The 19,580-nt window shown below is 61.9% G+C and carries 16 protein-coding genes and 1 riboswitch; of the genes, 6 read left to right on the forward strand and 10 right to left on the reverse strand.

What is annotated here, in order from left to right:
- Positions 1–16: 16 nt before the first annotated feature.
- The 6 genes from gcvP to AB4874_RS03840 form a co-directional block, all read right to left on the reverse strand.
- A complete protein-coding gene (gene gcvP, locus AB4874_RS03815; RefSeq protein WP_368390999.1) occupies positions 17–2,848 on the reverse strand; it encodes an aminomethyl-transferring glycine dehydrogenase in 2,832 nt (943 codons plus the stop codon).
- Positions 2,849–2,853: 5 nt separating this feature from the next.
- The gene (gene gcvH / locus AB4874_RS03820) at positions 2,854–3,213 is read right to left on the reverse strand and encodes a glycine cleavage system protein GcvH (protein ID WP_295534605.1); all 360 of its coding nucleotides are present in this window, start codon (positions 3,211–3,213) and stop codon (positions 2,854–2,856) included.
- A 24-nt stretch (positions 3,214–3,237) separates the two neighbouring features.
- The gene (gene gcvT / locus AB4874_RS03825; protein ID WP_368391000.1) at positions 3,238–4,341 is read right to left on the reverse strand and encodes a glycine cleavage system aminomethyltransferase GcvT; all 1,104 of its coding nucleotides are present in this window, start codon (positions 4,339–4,341) and stop codon (positions 3,238–3,240) included.
- A gap of 158 nt (positions 4,342–4,499) precedes the next feature.
- Positions 4,500–4,592, reverse strand: a riboswitch (glycine riboswitch).
- Positions 4,593–4,730: 138 nt separating this feature from the next.
- Entirely contained in the window at positions 4,731–5,678 is a 948-nt protein-coding gene (locus AB4874_RS03830) for a 1-phosphofructokinase family hexose kinase (protein WP_295534610.1), read from the reverse strand.
- A 173-nt stretch (positions 5,679–5,851) separates the two neighbouring features.
- Complete coding sequence (locus AB4874_RS03835) at positions 5,852–6,784, reverse strand: MBL fold metallo-hydrolase (protein ID WP_368391001.1); 933 nt, start codon at positions 6,782–6,784, stop codon at positions 5,852–5,854.
- 102 nt (positions 6,785–6,886) lie between these two features.
- Positions 6,887–7,321 carry a metallopeptidase family protein gene (locus AB4874_RS03840; RefSeq protein WP_438273435.1) on the reverse strand — a complete coding sequence of 145 codons (435 nt, stop codon included), beginning with the start codon at positions 7,319–7,321 and terminating at the stop codon, positions 6,887–6,889.
- Positions 7,322–7,399: 78 nt separating this feature from the next.
- Between AB4874_RS03840 and gltX the strand changes: the two genes are divergently transcribed.
- The 3 genes from gltX to parA all read left to right on the forward strand — a co-directional run bounded on the left by gltX (position 7,400) and on the right by parA (position 9,935).
- A complete protein-coding gene (gltX, locus tag AB4874_RS03845) occupies positions 7,400–8,728 on the forward strand; it encodes a glutamate--tRNA ligase (protein WP_368391002.1) in 1,329 nt (442 codons plus the stop codon).
- A 123-nt stretch (positions 8,729–8,851) separates the two neighbouring features.
- Positions 8,852–9,127 carry a hypothetical protein gene (locus AB4874_RS03850; RefSeq protein ID WP_368391003.1) on the forward strand — a complete coding sequence of 92 codons (276 nt, stop codon included), beginning with the start codon at positions 8,852–8,854 and terminating at the stop codon, positions 9,125–9,127.
- 172 nt (positions 9,128–9,299) lie between these two features.
- The gene (parA, locus tag AB4874_RS03855; RefSeq protein ID WP_368391004.1) at positions 9,300–9,935 is read left to right on the forward strand and encodes a ParA family partition ATPase; all 636 of its coding nucleotides are present in this window, start codon (positions 9,300–9,302) and stop codon (positions 9,933–9,935) included.
- Positions 9,936–9,945: 10 nt separating this feature from the next.
- On the opposite strand, the gene AB4874_RS03860 is transcribed toward parA, so the two are convergent.
- Positions 9,946–11,643: an NAD+ synthase gene (locus AB4874_RS03860; RefSeq protein ID WP_368391005.1), complete on the reverse strand. Its 1,698-nt coding sequence runs from the start codon at positions 11,641–11,643 to the stop codon at positions 9,946–9,948.
- A 200-nt stretch (positions 11,644–11,843) separates the two neighbouring features.
- Here AB4874_RS03860 and AB4874_RS03865 point away from each other — a divergent pair, with 200 nt between their 5' ends.
- The gene (locus tag AB4874_RS03865; RefSeq protein ID WP_438273436.1) at positions 11,844–13,343 is read left to right on the forward strand and encodes an MORN repeat-containing protein; all 1,500 of its coding nucleotides are present in this window, start codon (positions 11,844–11,846) and stop codon (positions 13,341–13,343) included.
- An 86-nt stretch (positions 13,344–13,429) separates the two neighbouring features.
- Here the strand turns inward: AB4874_RS03865 and AB4874_RS03870 are convergent, their stop codons facing one another.
- The 3 genes from AB4874_RS03870 to AB4874_RS03880 are packed head-to-tail and all read right to left on the reverse strand — an operon-like array spanning position 13,430 to position 16,309.
- Entirely contained in the window at positions 13,430–14,956 is a 1,527-nt protein-coding gene (locus AB4874_RS03870; protein ID WP_368391006.1) for a cryptochrome/photolyase family protein, read from the reverse strand.
- On the reverse strand, positions 14,949–15,662 hold the full coding sequence (locus tag AB4874_RS03875; protein ID WP_368391007.1) for an SDR family oxidoreductase: 714 nt from the start codon (positions 15,660–15,662) through the stop codon (positions 14,949–14,951). Before AB4874_RS03875 ends, AB4874_RS03870 begins: the two co-directional genes overlap by 8 nt.
- Entirely contained in the window at positions 15,659–16,309 is a 651-nt protein-coding gene (locus AB4874_RS03880; RefSeq protein WP_368391008.1) for an SDR family NAD(P)-dependent oxidoreductase, read from the reverse strand. Before AB4874_RS03880 ends, AB4874_RS03875 begins: the two co-directional genes overlap by 4 nt.
- 340 nt (positions 16,310–16,649) lie before the next feature.
- Between AB4874_RS03880 and AB4874_RS03885 the strand changes: the two genes are divergently transcribed.
- Positions 16,650–18,209, forward strand: a complete 1,560-nt coding sequence (locus AB4874_RS03885; RefSeq protein WP_368391228.1) for a 2-isopropylmalate synthase — start codon at positions 16,650–16,652, stop codon at positions 18,207–18,209.
- Between the two features lie 324 nt (positions 18,210–18,533).
- Entirely contained in the window at positions 18,534–19,565 is a 1,032-nt protein-coding gene (locus AB4874_RS03890) for a rod shape-determining protein (RefSeq protein WP_295531542.1), read from the forward strand.
- The last annotated feature ends 15 nt before the right edge of the window (positions 19,566–19,580 follow it).

Consider the following 19,580-nt stretch of genomic DNA (forward strand, 5'->3'; position numbering starts at 1 on the left):
CGTGGCCCGCAGCCTGTCACTCCGCCGCGTAGGCCTCCACTGGCGGACAGATACAGATCAGGTTGCGATCGCCAAAGACGTTATCGACGCGCCCCACGGGTGGCCAATATTTATCGACCCGGAACGCGCCTGCCGGAAAACACCCGGCCTCGCGCGAATAGACCCGATCCCAATCGGCCACGAGATCTTCGACCGTATGGGGGGCGTGGCGCAGCGGGCTGTCCTCGGCGGCGATCTCTCCTGCCTCCACCGCCGCGATCTCGTCACGGATCGCCAGAAGGGCGGTGATAAAGCGGTCGATCTCGGCCTTGGTTTCGCTTTCGGTCGGCTCTACCATCAAGGTGCCTGCCACGGGCCAAGACATGGTGGGGGCGTGAAACCCGTTGTCGATCAGGCGCTTGGCGATGTCATCAACGCTCACGCCCACCTCAGCAAATTTGCGCGTGTCCAGAATGCACTCATGCGCCACCCGGCCCCGATTGCCCATGAACAAGATCGGATAGGCCGATTTCAGCCGCGCCGCGATATAGTTCGCGTTCAAGATTGCGACGCGCGTGGCTTGCGTCAGCCCCGCCCCGCCCATCATCAGGCAATAAGCCCATGAAATCAGCAAGATCGAGGCCGATCCGTAAGGCGCCGCACTCACCGCGCCAGTGCCCTCACCCGTCTCGCTATGCCCCGGCAGATAGGGGGCCAGATGCGCGCGCACGCCAATCGGGCCCATGCCGGGACCACCGCCGCCATGCGGGATCGCAAAGGTCTTGTGCAGGTTGAGGTGGCTCACATCGCCGCCGATCTCGCCGGGTTTCACCAGCCCTACCAGCGCGTTCATATTGGCCCCGTCGATATAGACCTGACCGCCGTGTTCATGGGTGATCTCGCAGACCCGCTTCACCGTTTCCTCAAACACGCCATGCGTCGAGGGATAGGTGATCATGCAGGCCGCAAGTTTCGCGCCGGCAGCCTTGGCCTTGGCCTCGAAATCCTCAAGATCCACGTCGCCATTGGGCGCGGAATTGACTACGACCACCTGCATCCCCGCCATCTGGGCAGAGGCCGGGTTGGTGCCATGCGCCGACATCGGAATGAGGCAGATATCGCGCTGATCATCGCCATTGGCACGATGATAGGCCGAGATCGTCAACAGCCCCGCATATTCGCCCTGCGCGCCCGAATTAGGCTGCATGGAGAACGCATCATAGCCAGTGATTTCGCACAGCTTCTCGGTCAGATCGGAAATGGCCTCGTGATAGCCCGCCGCCTGATCGGCAGGCACGAACGGATGCAGCGATCCGAATTCCGGCCATGTCAGCGGCATCATCTCGGCGGCCGCATTCAATTTCATCGTGCACGAGCCCAGCGGAATCATCGCCCGGTCCAGCGCCAGATCGCGATCCGACAGGCGGCGCATGTAGCGCATCATCTCGGACTCGGCGCGGTTCATGTGAAACACCGGATGGGTCAGGTAATCGCTGGCGCGTAGCATCGCCTCGGGCACGCCCAGCGCGCCCAGATCACCGGGGGTCTCGGTGATCCCGAACGCATCCAAAAGCCGCGTCACGATGCCCGCATCGGTGGTCTCGTCGATGGAGATGCCCACGCGGTCACGCCCGACCTTGCGCAGGTTGATGCCGCGATGACGGGCCGCGGCCATGATCCCCTGCTGGCCCACGCCGACCTTGACGGTGAGCGTGTCGAAAAACGCCTCTGGCTCAACCACAGCGCCCGCATCACGCAGCGCCTGCGCAAGCTGCGTGGTGGTGAAATGCACGCGCTCGGCAATCGCGCGCAGCCCCATCGGCCCGTGAAACACCGCGTAAAAGCTGGCCATCACCGCCAACAACGCCTGCGCGGTGCAAACATTCGAAGTCGCTTTTTCGCGGCGGATATGCTGCTCGCGGGTTTGCAACGACAACCGATAAGCGCGGTTGCCATGGGAATCGACCGAGACCCCCACGATCCGGCCCGGCATCGCGCGTTTCATATCATCGCGACACGCCATAAAGGCAGCATGCGGCCCGCCATAGCCCATCTGCACACCAAAACGCTGCGCCGAGCCGACCGCGATGTCAGCCCCCATCGCGCCGGGTTCCTTCAGCAGGCACAGCGCCAGCAGATCGGTGGCCATGATTGCCACGGCCTTGGCCCCATGCAGCGCCTCGCATTGGGCGGTGAAATCACGCACATGGCCATAGGTGCCGGGATATTGGAAAATCGCGCCGAACACCTGATCGGCGACCAGATCATCGGCCGCGCCCACGATCACCTCGATGCCCAAGGGCTGGGCGCGGGTCTGGATCACGCCAATCGTCTGGGGATGACAGTTTTCATCAACAAAGAACGCGGTCGCCTTGGATTTTGCGACGCGCTGCGCCATCGCCATCGCCTCGGCCGCCGCCGTCGCCTCATCGAGCAGCGAAGCATTGGCCACCGGCAGCCCGGTCAGGTCCGACACCATCGTCTGAAAGTTCAACAGAGCCTCAAGACGCCCCTGCGCGATCTCGGGCTGATAGGGCGTGTAGGCGGTATACCAAGCCGGGTTTTCAAGAATATTCCGCTGGATCGCGGGCGGCGTGACCGTGCCGTAATAGCCCTGCCCAATCAGGCTGACCATCACGCGGTTTTTCTTGGCCACCTCTTCCATCTTTTGCAGCAGCGCATATTCGGTGAGCGGCGCCCAGCTAAGCGGCTGCGCCTGACGGATGGATTTGGGCACTGTCTCATCGATCAGCGCCTCAAGATCGCGCGCCCCCACGGCCTTGAGCATCTCGGTCATCTCGTCTGGCGACGGCCCGATATGGCGGCGATTGGCGAAATCATAGGTGTCATAGGTCGTGGGGGTAAACATGAGGATTATCCGATAAATTCGATGTAGGCGGCCTCGTCCATGAAGCCATCAAGTGCGGATTGGTCGGCCAGTTTCATCTTGAAAAACCAAGCCTTGCCCAGCGGATCTTCGTTCACGAGGCCCGGATTGTCGGCCAGATCCTCGTTGATCTCAACGATCTCGCCATCCAGCGGCGCGGCGATATCAGAGGCCGCCTTGACGCTTTCGATGACGCAAATCTCATCGCCTTGCGACACTTCGGTCCCGGCATCGGGCAATTCGACGAAAACAACATCGCCCAGCTGCTCGCTGGCATGTTCGGTGATGCCGACGATCACAAGATCGCCCTCAACCTTGAGCCATTCATGGTCTTGCGTGAATTTCATTCTCGGTCTCCCTCGTGGTCTTTTTCAGCGTTTGTAGGTAGTGGGTTGGAAGGGCATCGGCGCGATAACAGCGGGCAGACGTTTGCCGCGCACCTCGCCATAAACGATTGTGCCCTCAGTCAGCTCGCTGGGCAGATAGGCCATCGCCATCGGCGCCGCAATCGAGGGGCCAAAGCCGCCCGAAGTGACGGTGCCAATCGGCGCGCCACCCTCGGCATCAGCGAAAATTTGAACGCCTTCGCGCATCGGCGCACGGCCTTCGGGGCGCAACCCGACGCGCTTGCGCGCAGCCCCGCCGTCTAGCTGCGCCAAGATCACTTCGGCACCGGGAACGCCGCCCGCGCGCGCGCCGCCTGTGCGGCGGATTTTCTGGATCGCCCAAGCCAGATTGGCCTCGACCGGGGTGGTCGTGGTGTCGATGTCATGGCCATAAAGGCACAGCCCCGCCTCAAGGCGCAGACTGTCGCGCGCGCCCAAACCGATCGGCTCCACCGCAGCATCCGCCAGCAGCGCGCGGGCAAAGGCCTCGGCCTGCGGCGCAGGCACCGAGATTTCAAATCCGTCCTCGCCCGTATAGCCCGAACGCGAAATCCACAGATCGACGCCCTGCCAGCCGAACGTCGCTACATCCATGAACCGCATCGCGCCAACACCGGGCACCAAGGCCTCAAGCGTGCCCTCGGCGGCGGGACCCTGCAGCGCCAAAAGCGCGCGGTCGGTGATTTCCTGAACGCCCTCGATATGGGCACGCAAATGGGCCAGATCGGCCGTCTTGCAGGCTGCATTGACCACGACAAACAGGTGATCGCCGCGATTGGCGACCATCAGATCGTCCAGAATACCACCCGCGTCATTGGTGAACATCGCATAGCGCTGACGGCCTTCAGCCAACTCCATCAGACTAACCGGCACCAGCGCCTCAAGGGCTTCCGCCGCGCCAGCGCCCGGCAAGATCACCTGCCCCATATGGCTGACGTCGAACAGCCCGGCCTGCGCGCGGGTGTGCAGATGCTCACCCATCACACCCAGCGGGTATTGCACGGGCATCGCATAGCCCGCGAAGGGCACCATTTTCGCGCCCAGTTCCATGTGCAAATCGTAAAGCGGCGTCTTGTGCAGATCGCTCATTCCGGCCTTCTCCCGTTCAGCCGGATCGTCCGGCATCGACCAATGGGCCAAATGGCCCGCCCGATGCCCCCTCTGTCCTTGCCCTACCCTAACGGGGTCGGGCGCCTGAGATCGTTATCCCTTCGGCGGGCGCATGCGGCGCCACTCTCCAGAGTCCTTTATTGAATGCGGTCCTTTTGCCTGAGAGTTTACCGGGGCGGTTGCTCCTTCGGCCCTGCGGATGTTTCCGCAGCGTCTCCCGTATCCAATACCCAATCGCATAGCCGAGCCGCCACAGCCCTGACAAGCCCAATTCGCCAGATACGGCAGTTTGGGGCAAAAAGCGACGCGGCGCAGGGCGTGAAACGCTTAAGGAACAAGCGCAGATATCCCCCGAACGCGCGGCGTGTTCAAATTTCGCTGACCGGGCATTGGCTCAGCAGGTTTTTGACATCGCGCGCCCTGCACAGCTCGGTTGCCGGCGAAGTGACCGCCGCCGACGCCCCTGCCGCGCCGTGACGCAACGCTTCGGGCAAGGGCTTGCCGCGCGCCAGTGCCAGCGTAAAGGCGGCCACGAAACTGTCGCCCGCGCCCACCTTGGACACCACCGTGACCTTGGCGGCCTTGGCAAACCAGCGCCCCTCGCGGGTGGCCAGCACATTGCCCTCAGAACCGCGCGCCACGATCACCGCATGGGCCAACCCGCGGCGCACCAGATCTTGGGCAAAGTCGGCGCTGTCGGCGCGGGTGGGCAAATCGCGCCCGGCCAGTTCCACCGCCTCCAACTCATCCATCCGCAGCAGATCTGCGGGCTGGCATTTGCTCTCTAGCAGGTGGTGCAGCGCCTTGCCCGAGGTATCCAGAAACAGCTGCGCCTTCGTGCGCGCGATCTTGGCGGCAAGCCTTGCGGGAAAATCCACGGGAACGCCGGGGGGTTGGCTGCCCGACAACACGACAATCCCACCTTCGGGGGCAGCGCGCGCAATCCGGGTAAGCGCCTTTGACACGTCGCGCTCAGACCAGTCGGGACCGGGCATGACAAAGCGAAACTGCTCGCCCGAGGTGGTGTCCGTGGCGGTCAGGCTAAGACGGGTTTCTCCCGGTGCTGGAAAGGGATAGACGCCGATACCCGCCTCGGCCAAAAGCCGCATCACCTTATCCCCGGTCGGGCCGCCCAGCGCCACAAAAGCGGTCGAATTCCCCCCGAGTGCAGCAATCGCACGGCTGACATTGAGCCCGCCACCGCCGGGATCAAAGACCGGGCGCGAGCAGCGCAGCTTTCGCTCGGGCAAGATATCTTTGGCTGAGGTCGCGACATCCACCGTCGGATTGAGAGTGATCGTTAGAATGGTCTGCATCGCACGCTCCTTGGCAGGCCGATCGGGGGCCTGGTGGCGATCATGGCACCTCGCAACAGCTGATCCAAGGGCGTTGCGCCCGCGTGCGTTCCCGAAAATGCAAAACGGGCCACACTTTCACAGTGCCGCCCGTTTCACTCTTGAGTGCTTAGATCGCTTTCACGCGCCTTGGGTCAGACGCTCAACTGATAGCTGACCGGAACAAACCGATAGCCCGGCCCGGAGGTTTCCAGATAGCCCATGCCGGGGAAGGGCATGTGATAGCCGATGAAAGGCACCCTGTCGGCTGCGACCATGCCAAACAGCGATTTGCGCGTCGCGGCGGCCTGCGCCTTGTCCATGTCGAAACGCACCTCCCAGTCGGGGCGTTGCAGCGACCAGACGTAGTGGTTTGCACTGTCCACCGCCAGAACCAGCGACTTGCCACCACTTTCCACCATATAGGCCATATGACCCGGCGTGTGGCCAAAGGCCTCGACCGCCGTGATCCCCGAAACGACCGACTCCCCGCCCTTGATAAAGGTGAACTGATCTTCGAGCGGGCGCACCTTGGCCTCGAAGGTGTCATTGCCGGCCTTGGACCAATGATCGAACTCGACCTCGCCGGTGATATATCTCGCCTTGCCAAAGGTCGCCCCGCCCTCGCCCATCAGGCCGCCAATGTGATCGCCATGCATATGGGTGATCACCACCGTGGTGATATCATCGGTGCCATGCCCGGCGGCCGCCAGGGCAGCAGCGGTGCCCTCGGGGCTAAGACCGGTATCGAACAGAATCTTTTCATCGCCCGCCTCAATCAGCGTTGGCGTGAAGAAATTCAGCGCCTTGTCGGCGGGAATAAAGGCCTCGGACGACAGAGCATTGAAATCTTCAGGGCTGGCATTGGTGCCAAAGGTGCCTTGCGGATTGTCCAGCGGACGGGTGCCCGCCAAAAGCGTCGTCACCGTCATATCGCCCAATGTGACCCGCCGATAGGGCGGGATCGCGGGCGGGGCAGCGGCGACCGTCTGCGCTTGCGTCATGCTTGCCCCGAGCAAAGCGGGGGCGGCGGGCAAGGCTGCGGCGGCCATAAACGCGGTGCGGCGGGTGATAAGGGTCCTCGTCATCTGTCTCTCCAAATGGCTGAAAAACGATACGTCAAGAATCACGCCTGCGCGCGGGGCGCAGACCTGATTATAGCACTGTAACGTATCCGTGAGCAGCTTGGTTCACTCCCACCAGCGATCAATTGCCGCGATATCGCCATCCGACCAGCCCAGATGATGCGCCAACTCATGCACGAAGACATGCGTGACCAGCACATCCAGCGTCACATCGCCCCGCGCAGCCCATTCATCGACAATCGCGCGGCGAAACAGCCAGATCACATCGGAATGCCCGCCCGGATCCATCACCGATTTCTGCGTCAGCGGCACCCCTTCATATAGCCCGCTCAGCGCAAGGGGATTGTCGATGCCCAGATCGTCCAGCAGCGCATCGGGGGCGACATCCTCCACCCGGATCGCCACATCCTTGGCGGCGGCAGCAAATTCGGGCGGCAAGCTGGCACGCGCAGCCATTGCCAAAGCCGCAATATCATCCAGACCGGGGGCCAGCACACCGGCCCAATCGCTTTGCTCCATCGCACCCTCCAGAGCGGCCATACCCGCCACGCATAGCCCTTCATATGGACAAACGCCCCGCGCTATGAAAGAGCAGGCGCCAACTAGGAGTTGACCCCGATGACCACCGTTACCCGTTTCGCCCCCTCGCCCACCGGCTATATCCATGTCGGCAATCTGCGCACCGCGCTGATGAACTACCTGATCGCGCGCAAGACGGGCGGCACGTTCATCCTGCGCCTCGACGACACAGATCAAGAGCGCTCGAAGCAGGAATATATCGATGCGCTCAAGGGCGATCTGGAATGGTTGGGCATCGAGTGGGACCGCGAAGAACGCCAGTCGCTGCGCCTTGATCGCTACCGCGAGGTGGCTGAGGAATTAAAAGCTGCGGGCAAGCTTTATGAGTGTTTCGAAAGCCCGACCGAGCTGGATTTGAAACGCAAGAAGCAGCTCAATATGGGCAAGCCGCCGGTTTATGACCGCGCCTCGATGCATCTGTCTGAGGCCGACAAAGAAGCCGCGCGCGCCGCTGGCAAGGATGGCTACTGGCGCTTCAAGCTGGAACTTGAGCGGATCGAGTGGGCCGATGGCATCTTGGGCGATCTGTCGATTGATGCGGCGTCGGTGTCGGACCCGGTGCTGATCAAGGCCTCGGGTCAGGTGCTCTATACCTTTGCTTCGCCGGTCGATGACGCGGATATGGGCATCACCCATATCGTGCGTGGCGGCGATCACGTCACCAATACCGCAACGCAAATCCAGATCATCGAGGCGATTGGCGGCAAGGTTCCCGCCTTCGCGCATCACTCGCTGCTGACCGGTCCGCAGGGCGAAGAACTGTCCAAGCGTCTCGGCGCGCTCTCAATCCGCGATCTGCGCGCCAAAGGGATCGCCCCCGAAGCGCTGCTAAGCATGATGGCGCGCTTGGGCTCCAGCCAGCCGATTGAGCTGCGCATGAGCATGGATGAGCTGGCCGAAGGATTTGAACTCAGCCAGTTCGGCTCGGCCCCCACCAAATTCGACGCCGAAGACCTGATCCCGCTGACGCGCACGCGCAACCAGCACCTGCCCTTCGCGGTGGTCAAAGACCAAATCGCCGCCCTCGGCATTCCCGCCGAACAGGCCGAACAATTCTGGGCCGTGGCCTCGCAAAATATCGATACGCTCAGCGATCTCGATCACTGGGCCGATCTGTGCCTGAACGGCGCCGAGCCGGTGATCGACCCCGAGGATGCCGATTTCATCGCTCAAGCCATGACGATGTTGCCCGACGCGCCCTATTCCGAGACCACTTGGAAAGACTGGACCAGCGCCGTCAAGGACGCCACAGGGCGCAAGGGCAAGGGCCTGTTCATGCCGCTGCGCAAGGCCGTGACCGGTCAGGCGCATGGCCCCGACATGGGCAGCCTGATGCCGCTTTTGCACAAGGTGCGCGCGCGCGGCTGAGGGCCCAAAGCATATTGCACGGGCCGCTTCATGCCCAAAGCGGTCGCATTTCCGCCTTGAGGTCCATCAAGGCGGAGGTGTCTCCAATTTGATAGAATCATCTTCCATTGGGGGAGAGACGCAATGATCACTTTGGAAGATGTTGAGGACATGTCTGCGCTAAGTCGTGCAGAAATTGACGCGCTGTCTGCGCATGAACATATCAGCGCATACGATGCGACGCTGTTGGGCGAATACATGATGCACGTCCATCACGGGCCGCAAAAAGTAAACGAGATGATTTGCGACGATATCCGCTCTGCTTTGCACGCGGACAACGTAGATCAGGCGGGCGAATTATTTGCCGTCTTGCGCGCCTTTTTGGCCGAGAATCCAGAAGCGGCCCGCGGAGCAAGCTGAGAGTCAAAGCCCGGCGTGTTCGAAGTTGGGTCGCCGCACTGTCGCGCATCATCGCCCAACCTCTCGCAGCCCGTTCACACCGTTTGGGGCCTTCCCACGCTTGCCCGATTGAGCGACATATAATTCCCAAATCTATCGTGATATGACGTCCCCGCAGCAGCGAGGGAATCAGTTGGCGCATATCATCACGATCGCTCAACAAAAGGGCGGAGCGGGGAAAACCACGCTCGCGGTCAATCTCGCCATCGCTTTTGCGAAACAATATCAACGCGTGGCGATCCTTGATACCGATCCGCAAGGTTCGCTTGGTCGCTGGTTCATGACGCGGCGCGAATTGCTTGGCGATCCCGGCGTGGAATTTGCCACCTCCTCGGCTTGGGGCGTTGGCTATGAGTGCACAAAACTGAGCGCTAACAATGACATCGTGATCATTGATACGCCGCCCAAGGTGGATAGCGATCTGAAACCTGCTCTGCGCGAGGCCGATCTGGTGCTTGTGCCTGTGGGCTCGTCGCTGGTGGATCTTTGGGCGACGGATGGCGTCGTGGATTTGGCGCAACGCGTCGACAAGACCTGCCTGATCGTGCTGAACCGCGTGAAATCGGGCACCCGCCTGGCCGAAGATGTGGCCGCCGCCGCTGCCGCCATTTCCTCTGAGGTTGCCAGCATCACCCTTGGGCACCGCGTGGTCTATGCGGAGACCCTTGGACAAGGGCTAAGCGCGCTTGAGGCTGGCAAATCCGCCGCCACAGCCGAGGTGAACGCCCTTGCCGCCGAGATTTCGGCGTTGCTGGCCGCGAAAGACTAACCCACTGCGCTTAGGATTCCGGTTCGCGCGGTTCAGGGCGGGCACGGCCATGGCCGGTATCGCGCCAGCGATTGACCATCGGATAGCGACGATCCAGCCAGAACCCCTTGCGCGAGATGCGCGGCCCCGGCGCAGACTGAAAGCGTTTCCATTCCGCGATATAAAGCAGATGCTCGACCTTCTTGATCGTGTCGTGCTCAAAGCCGCGCGCCACCAGATCGACGACCGAGGCGTCATCTTCGACCAGCCCTTCAAGGATACCATCCAGCACCGGATAGGGAGGCAGGCTGTCATCGTCACGCTGATCGGGGCGCAGCTCGGCCGAGGGGGGCTTGTCGATAATGCTGGGCGGAATCACCTCGCCCGGCGCGCCCTTCATCCAGTCGCGATGATTGGCATTGCGCCAGCGGCAGGTTTCGAACACGCGGGTCTTGTAGAGATCCTTGATCGGGTTGTAGCCGCCATTCATGTCGCCATAGATCGTGGCATAACCCACCGCCATTTCTGACTTGTTGCCGGTGGTCAGCAGCATCTCGCCGAACTTGTTCGAGATCGCCATCAGCATCACGCCGCGCAGGCGCGATTGGATATTTTCTTCGGTCACGTCGGGCTTCGTGCCCGCCATCAGATGCCCCAGCGCATCGTTCACCGCATCGCGCGCGCCGTCGATCTTGACCGTATCAAGGCGCATGTTCTGACGTGTGGCCAGATCGGCAGCATCATCAAGCGAACCTTGCGAGGTGTATTCCGAGGGCAGCATTACGCAATGCACGTTCTCCGCGCCCAGCGCATCGGCGGCAATCGTGGCCACAAGCGCAGAGTCGATCCCGCCCGAAAGGCCCAGAACGACCTTGGAAAACCCTGATTTACCAAGGTAATCCGCCGTTCCCATCACCATCGCGCGATAATCCTGTTCCCACTCGGAGGGTTGCGCATCATCGCGGCCCGACACACAGGCCCAGCCATCCGCCCCGCGTTCGAAATCGACGTGATCGACGATTTCATCGAAGGGCGCGAATTGCGCAGCCAACGCGCCGTGACGGTTGAGCACAAAGCTCGCCCCGTCAAAAACCTGATCGTCCTGCCCGCCTACAGCATTGAGATACACCAGCGGCAACCCGGTCTCGGTCACGCGCGCAACCATGTGGTTCATCCGCGTGTCCAGCTTGCCGCGATAGTAGGGCGAGCCATTGGGCACGATCAAAATCTCGGCGCCTGTTTCGGCCAGCGTCTCGGCCACGTCGGGATGCCACGCATCTTCGCAGATCGGAGAGCCGATGCGCACCCCGTTAATCGCGTAGGGGCCCGAAATCGGGCCGACATCGAACAGCCGGTATTCGTCGAAAATGCCCTTATGGGGCAGCTCATGCTTGAGCATCCGCGCAACCAGTTTGCCCTCTTTCCAGACCCAATAGGCGTTGTAATGACCGCTGTCGTCCCAGAATGGCGCGCCAATGCCCAGCGCGGGACCATCGGTGATACGCGCGCCCAAGGCCTCCATCGCGGCAGTGGCATCGCGCACGAAGGCGCGCTTGGCGATCAGGTCCTGCGTTTGATAGCCCGTCAGAAACATCTCGGGCAGCGCGACCATATCAGCCCCCGCGGCGCGGCCCGCAGACCACGCCTCATAGGCTTTCTCGGCATTGGCTTGCAGCGCGCCCACGGTTGGGTTGAGCTGGGCAAGGGTCAGGCGGAAACGGTCGGCCATGGGCATCCTCGGGCTATCAGACTGACCTTCATTTAACAGAAAGCGCCCGGCAGAAAAGGGCGCGCGCACATTCGCAAGGCCGCCACACCACCGCTTGGGCACATCTGCTTGTCACACCTTGCCCCGCCGCTTACTCTAATCGTTAACAGTGACGGGGCGAATCCCGTCTGACATCGACCCAAATCACAGCGAGGGCAGGCATGGCAGGGGCGCGGCTTCGCATCATGACATCGGCGGCATTGATTGCCGCAGTGCTGGGCGCGCAAGGCGCGCGCGCACAAGAGGTCATCACCAAGCAATATGACGATGGCGGGCTCTATGAGGGCACGTTCACCGATGGCAAGCAGGACGGATACGGCACCTATAAGCTCCCCTCGGGCTATGAATATGAGGGCCAATGGGTGATGGGCGAGATCCGCGGCCAGGGTCGCGCGCGCTTTCCCAACGGCTCGGTCTATGAGGGGCAGTTCGCGCGCGGCAAGCCCGACGGCAAGGGCAAGATCACTTTCGCCGATGGCGGCACCTATGAGGGCGATTGGGTCGCAGGCGAGATCACCGGCACGGGAGTTGCGCATTATGCCAATGGCTCGATCTACAAAGGCCAGTTTCGCAACGCGATGCATGACGGCAAGGGCACGCTTGAAGCCGCCAATGGCTATCGCTACGAGGGCGATTGGGTTGCGGGCATCAAAGAAGGCACGGGGCTGATCACCTATCCCGATGGCTCGACCTATGAGGGTCAGGTGAAAAACGGCCAACGCGCCGGGGACGGGACGCTGAAGATGGCCGACGGGCTGATCTTTGAGGGGCAGTGGAAAGACGGCCAGATGAACGGGATGGGCAAGCTGACCCAGCCCAACGGCGATGTCTATGAGGGCCAGATGGTCAACGGCAAGCGCCACGGTCGCGGCCGCGTCACCTATGCCAATGGCGATACCTATGAGGGCGAGTTCCTGCTCGACAAGCGCGATGGCACGGGCACCTTCAAGGGCACTGATGGCTATCTTTATGAAGGCGATTGGAGCGAGGGCCGGATCGAGGGAACGGGCAAGGTCTCATATCCCGATGGCTCGGTCTATGAGGGACATTTCAAGGCAGACCTGCCCGATGGGCAGGGCAAGATCACCTATCCCGATGGCTCAAGCTATGAGGGCGGTTGGGTTGCGGGTGTGATCGAGGGCTCTGGCATTGCGCGCTATGCCAACGGTCTTGTCTATGAAGGCCAGTTCAAGGATGCGCGCAATCACGGCACCGGCAAGATGACCTATCCCGATGGCTATTCCTACGAGGGCGAGTGGGCTGATGGTCAGCGTCAGGGCACAGGCATTGCGCGCTATGCCGACGGCACCGTCTATGAGGGCAATTTCGACGCCGGACAGCGCGATGGCATGGGCAAGCTCAGCATGCCCGACGGGTTTTCCTACGAGGGCCAGTGGCACAATGGCGCGATCGACGGCGAAGGCCGTGCAAGCTATGCCAATGGTGATGTGTATGAGGGCCATTTCAACAATGGCAAGCGCGAGGGGCAAGGCACGATGACCTATGCCTCGGGCGAGGTTGCGCAAGGCAAATGGACGCAAGGCACGCTGCGCGAGACGCCCCCGCCCGACTCGACATCGCAACAGGGCGCAGCGCCGCCCCCCGCCGCGGCCACGCCCGAGCCCGTTTTGCCCAATGCCGAGGGCACGGGCGGCAACTGAGCCGCGCGATGGGACTATCAGGCGTTTGCATTATTTGAACACGCAGATGCCTCCGGCGGGAGTATTTTTCGCTAGATGAAAGGGCCTCAGACCCTCTCGCCTGCGTCGAGCTTTGCCAGTATGGCCGCAGCGCTGTCGAGCTTGTCTTGGCGGGCCTGCGCGTCTTGTTTGTCCCAGTTGCGATAGACCAGCGCCATGCGGGGATTGCCCCCAAACCGTGCTCGGTGGCGGTCGATGAAATGCCAATACAGGCTGTTGAGCGGGCAAGCGCCCTGCCCCGATTTCGCCCCCACATCATAGGCGCAGCCTGCGCAATAGTCCGACATCTTGTCGATATAAGCGCCCGAAGACATATAGGGTTTCGAGGCCACGACACCGCCATCGGCGAACTGGCTCATGCCTGCCGTGTTGGGCGCTTCGACCCATTCGAACGCGTCGATATAGACCGCGAGGAACCAGTCTTGCACCTGCGCGGGATCAACGCCTGCGAGCAGCGCGAAATTGCCCGCCACCATCAGGCGTTGGATGTGATGGGCATAGGCAAGGTCGCGGGTTTGGGCGACGGTGGCGGCCAGACAAGCCATATCCGTTTCGCCCGACCAATAGGCGCAAGGCAGATCTCGCTGGTGATCAAGCGCGTTGCGCGCGGTGTAATCGGGCCCCTCGTGGAAATAGATTCCGCGCATATATTCGCGCCAACCCAAGATTTGGCGAACAAAGCCCTCGGCCGATTGGATGGGCACATTTCCCGCGTGGTAGGCAGACTCTGCCGCCGCGCAAACCTCGTGCGGGGAAAGCAGCCCGATATTGAGCGGAGCAGACAACAGCGCATGATAGAGTAGCGGATCGTCACCCAGCATCGCGTCTTGATAGGGGCCGAAATCGCGCAGGTTGTGGGTGATGGAATGATCAAGCGCGCGCAGCGCCTGCGCCCGACTGACGGGCCAGTTAAAGCCCTCGAGCGTGCCGAAATTATCGGGAAACTCGGCTTCGACCATCTCGAGCACCTCTTGCACCAGCGCGTCTTTGCGAAAGGTCGGCGCAGGGGTGCGAAACAGATCGGGCTGTGCGGGCTTGCGGTTGTCCTTGTCGAAATTCCACTGCCCGCCCGCAGGTTTATCGCCCTGCATCAACAGGCCCGTTTCGCGGCGCATCTCGCGATAGAACCACTCCATCCATAGCTCTTTGCGCCCCTTGGCCCAGTCGGCAAAGCGGCCTTCTGAGCAGAAAAACCGATCATCGGGCAGTTGTCGGATTTGGATCGGACAGGCCTCGAACGCCGCACGCAAGCGCCATTCGCCCGGAGCGATCACCAGCGCCTCATCGGCCCCGAGTTCCTTGGTTCGGCGCGCGATTTCGCCGGGCAACGATCCGGCATTGTCCGGGTCGGTCAGCTTGGTGTAGCGGAGCTGCCAGCCCGCCTGTGTCAGCTCGTCGCCAAAGCGGCGCATCGCGGCGAAAACCAGCGCGAGCTTCTGCTTGTGATGGGCGGCATAGCTGGCCTCGGCGCGCACCTCGGCCATCATCACTACATCGCGCGCCTTATCGGCTGCGCGTAGCGCCGCGCCGTCATGGCTAAGCTGGTCGCCCAGCACCACGATCAGCCTAGTCATAGATCATTTTCCGCGTCATGCCGCCATCGACCACCAGCATCTGCCCCGTGACAAAGCCCGCATCGACCAGATAACGCACGGCCCCCACAATATCGCGGGGTTCCCCAACGCGGCCCACGGGATGCTGGGCGTGATCGGCCTCGCTGAGGGGGGCAGCGCGGCTGTTGATCCATCCCGGCGCGATGGCATTCACGCGCACGTCTGGGCCAAGGCCCACCGCAAGCGCATGGGTCAGCGCCTCCACCCCGCCTTTGGCGGCGGCATAGGCATAGGTGTTGGGTTCCGATTGCAGCGCGCGGGTTGAGGCGATGTTGATCACACAGCCCTGAACCGCGCGCAGCGCTGGCAGGCATTCGCGCGTCATCAAGAACGTGCCCGTCAGATGCGGGCCAATCCAGCGGTTCCAGTCTTGCAGGCTCATCCCCTCAAGCGGGCCGCATACGGGGTCGGCAGGTCCGCCGTTATTGACCAACAGATCAAGCCGCTTGATCCCGGCCTCGGTGACCGCCGCCTTGATGTCGCGCTCGCGCGAAAGGTCGCAGGGGATCGGGTGCAGCCCGCGCTGACCCTGCATCGCCTCGAGCGCCTCGGCATCAAGATCGAGCACAGCGACATGCCAACCTGCCGCAGCCAGATCAAGCGCAATCGCCTTGCCAATACCATGCGCGCCCCCGGTGACAAGCGCTCTGCGGGGTGTCGAATTCACCATGGGATTTCCTTTCCAGCGTAGTCGTAAAATCCGCCCGTTTGCGTCGGGCTCAGGCCTTCCAGCACATCCAGCAGACGGCGCGCCGCCTCGGCCGGGGTCAGCTTGCCGCGCGGGTAATTGGCGGTAAAGGGCGTGTCCACCGTCCCCGGATGCAGGCAGACCAGAACAAGCTGCGGATGGCTGCGGGCCAGTTCAACCGATGCGCCGTGGATCAGTTGATTGAGCGCGGATTTTGCGGCGCGGTAGCTATACCACCCGCCCAAGCGATTATCGCCAATCGAGCCGACCCGCGCCGACAGTGCAGCGAACCGCGCAGGCCGGTCGCGCGGCAATAATCGGCGCGCATGTTTGAGAACCAGTGCAGGCCCCATCGCATTCACCGCAAATTGCGCCGCCATTTCCTGCGCGCCAAGCTGCGAGAGCGTCTTTTCAGGCGTGCCAAGCTGACCGCTGGCAACGAAGATCAGATCGAAAGGTCCGCTCAGCGCGCCCAGCGCCGAGGCGATACTGTCTTCATCACTCACATCGAACCCGTCGCGTGATCGTGACAGCCCCGTCACGACCGCCCCGCGCGCCTCTAGTTCAGACCGGATCGCAGCGCCGATCCCGCCTGTATCGCCGATCACAAGCGCCTGATCTGTCATGGCTCTCTCCCTTCGGATACCACTTCGGCCGGGTATGAATTCTACGCGGGGCCGACCGCGCTGGTTCCTTTTTTACTTTTCATTCCCGCACGTTTGCCTATAGTCGCCCACATGACACGGGATCAACATATCCAAATTACCGCAGCCGGGGCTCAAGCCCGTGGCGCGCTGACCCGTGGTCTCCTTCTTCTTAGCAGCCTCTGAGCGTGCCCCACCCGGGCGCGACCGCTCAGGGGTAGACAGCGCCCGGACCGATCCCGACCGCCACTGCGCAACGCTGGCCTTCGGGACAAACTGACGCTAAGACCCGCTAGGAAAGAGACAACAAATGGCACCGACCATGACCGACAAATCCAAAGTCTTGATTTTTGACACCACGCTGCGCGATGGCGAGCAATCGCCGGGCGCCACGATGACGCATGACGAAAAGCTCGAGATTGCCGAGCTGCTCGACGAGATGGGCGTGGACATCATCGAGGCAGGGTTCCCCATCGCCTCGATCGGTGATTTCGAAGCCGTCAGCGAGATCGCGAAACGCTCAAAGAACGCGGTGATTTGCGGGCTGGCGCGCGCCAAGATGCCCGATATCGACCGCGCCTGGGAGGCCGTGCAGCACGCAGCCAAGCCGCGCATCCACACCTTCATCGGCACCTCGCCGCTGCATCGCGCCATTCCCAACCTCAGCATGGATGAGATGGCGCAGGTGATCCACGACACCGTCACCCATGCGCGCAACCTGTGTGACAATGTGCAATGGTCGCCGATGGATGCCACCCGGACCGAGCATGATTATCTGTGCCGGGTGATCGAGATCGCGATCAAGGCTGGCGCCACCACGATCAACATCCCCGACACGGTGGGCTACACCGCGCCGCGCGAAAGTGCCGATTTGATCAAGATGCTGATCGAGCGGGTGCCGGGCGCGGATGAGATCGTCTTTGCCACGCATTGCCATAACGATCTTGGCATGGCGACGGCGAACTCGCTGGCGGCAGTTGAGGCAGGCGCACGTCAGATCGAATGCACGATCAACGGTCTGGGCGAACGTGCGGGCAATACCGCGCTTGAAGAGGTCGTGATGGCGATGAAAGTGCGCCATGACATCATGCCCTACGACACCGGGATCGACACCACCAAAATCATGAACCTGTCGCGCCGTGTGGCGCAGGTTTCGGGCTTTGCGGTGCAGTTCAACAAGGCGATCGTCGGCAAGAACGCGTTTCTGCATGAAAGCGGCATCCATCAGGATGGTGTGCTGAAAAACGTTGAGACCTTCGAGATCATGAAACCCGCCGATATCGGGCTCAATGAGGCCAATATCGCGATGGGCAAGCATTCGGGGCGCGCGGCGCTGCGCGCCAAGCTCAACGATCTGGGCTATGAACTGGGCGACAACCAGCTCAAGGATGTGTTCGTGCGCTTCAAGGCGCTGGCCGATCGCAAGAAGGAAATCTACGACGACGACCTGATCGCACTGATGTCCGATAGCGCCGCCAATACCGACAGCGATTATCTGCAGGTGAAATGGCTGCGTGTGATCTGCGGCAGCGATGGTCAGGAAGCCGAGCTGAAGATGCTGGTGAATGGCGAGGAGAAATCCTCGACCTGTGGCGGCGATGGCCCGGTCGATGCGGTCTTTAACTGCGTCAAGGCGATCTATCCGACGCAGGCCAAGCTCAAGCTCTATCAGGTGCATGCGGTGACCGAGGGAACCGACGCGCAGGCCACGGTTTCGGTTCGCATGGAGGAAGACGGGCGCATCGTCACCGGGTCTGCCTCTGATACCGACACCATTCTGGCCAGCGTGAAGGCCTATGTCGGTGCGCTCAACCGGCTGCGGGTGCGCAGCCAGAAAACCGCGCCAGATGCGGACATGAAATCGGTCAGTTTCAAGCTGTAGACCGGGACGGCACTTCATCGCAAAGGGCAGCCAGCGGGCTGCCCTTTTTGCGTATTGCGCAAAGTCGCAAAAACTAACGAAAATAGCACGATTTCGTGACGTATCGCATAATGTAAACTTTGAGCCCGTTTCACGCGGGGCCAGACAGGCTAAAAGTTGAAAAAGGTCAAGTGCTTGGAATCCCTTGGGCGGATTGCCGCGAGCGGTGCTTGGGCTGAACGCAAATCCGCTTCCACGTCTTGCGTGCTTTGACTATACCGAGCGCGAGCCACCGCTGTGACGAGTCGGAGGCAATTTAGAATTTGACGACGGGACAGGCGAAAAATGGTAGGCGGGCTCTTTTCCTCGGATATGGCAATTGACCTCGGCACGGCGAATACGCTGGTCTACGTCAAAGGCAAAGGGATCGTGCTGAACGAACCCTCGGTGGTGGCTTATCACGTCAAGGACGGCAAGAAACAGGTGCTCGCCGTTGGCGAAGATGCCAAGCTGATGCTGGGGCGCACGCCCGGCTCGATCGAGGCGATCCGCCCGATGCGCGACGGTGTCATCGCCGACTTTGACTCCGCCGAAGAGATGATCAAACACTTCATCCGCAAGGTCCATAAACGCTCGACCTTCTCGAAACCGAAAATCATCGTCTGCGTACCCCACGGCGCGACCCCGGTGGAAAAACGCGCGATCCGTCAGTCGGTTCTCAGCGCTGGTGCGCGCCGCGCTGGCCTGATCGCGGAACCCATCGCAGCCGCCATTGGTGCGGGCATGCCGATCACCGATCCCACCGGCTCGATGGTGGTCGATATCGGCGGCGGCACGACCGAAGTGGCCGTCCTCAGCCTTGGCGATATCGTCTACGCGCGCTCGGTGCGGGTGGGCGGCGACCGCATGGATGAGGCAATCATCAGCTATCTGCGGCGCAACCAGAACCTGTTGGTGGGCGAATCCACCGCCGAGCGGATCAAGACCACGATCGGCACCGCGCGGATGCCCGATGACGGTCGCGGGATGAGCCTGCATGTGCGCGGGCGCGACCTGCTCAACGGTGTGCCCAAAGAAATCGAAATCACGCAGGCGCAAGTCGCCGAGGCGCTCAGCGAACCCGTGCAGCAGATTTGCGACGCGGTGATGCAGGCGCTGGAAACCACGCCCCCCGATCTGGCCGCAGATATCGTGGATCGCGGCGTGATGTTGACCGGCGGCGGCGCGCTGCTGGGCGAGTTGGATCTGGCGCTGCGCGAGCAGACGGGTCTGTCGATCTCGATTGCGGATCAGTCGCTTAACTGTGTTGCATTGGGCACCGGCAAGGCGCTTGAATATGAAAAGCAGCTTCGCCACGTGATTGATTACGATAGCTGATCCGGGTTTGCCCCG

The organism is Thioclava arctica (genome assembly GCF_040892615.1).
In the GTDB taxonomy this organism is placed as follows: domain Bacteria; phylum Pseudomonadota; class Alphaproteobacteria; order Rhodobacterales; family Rhodobacteraceae; genus Thioclava; species Thioclava arctica.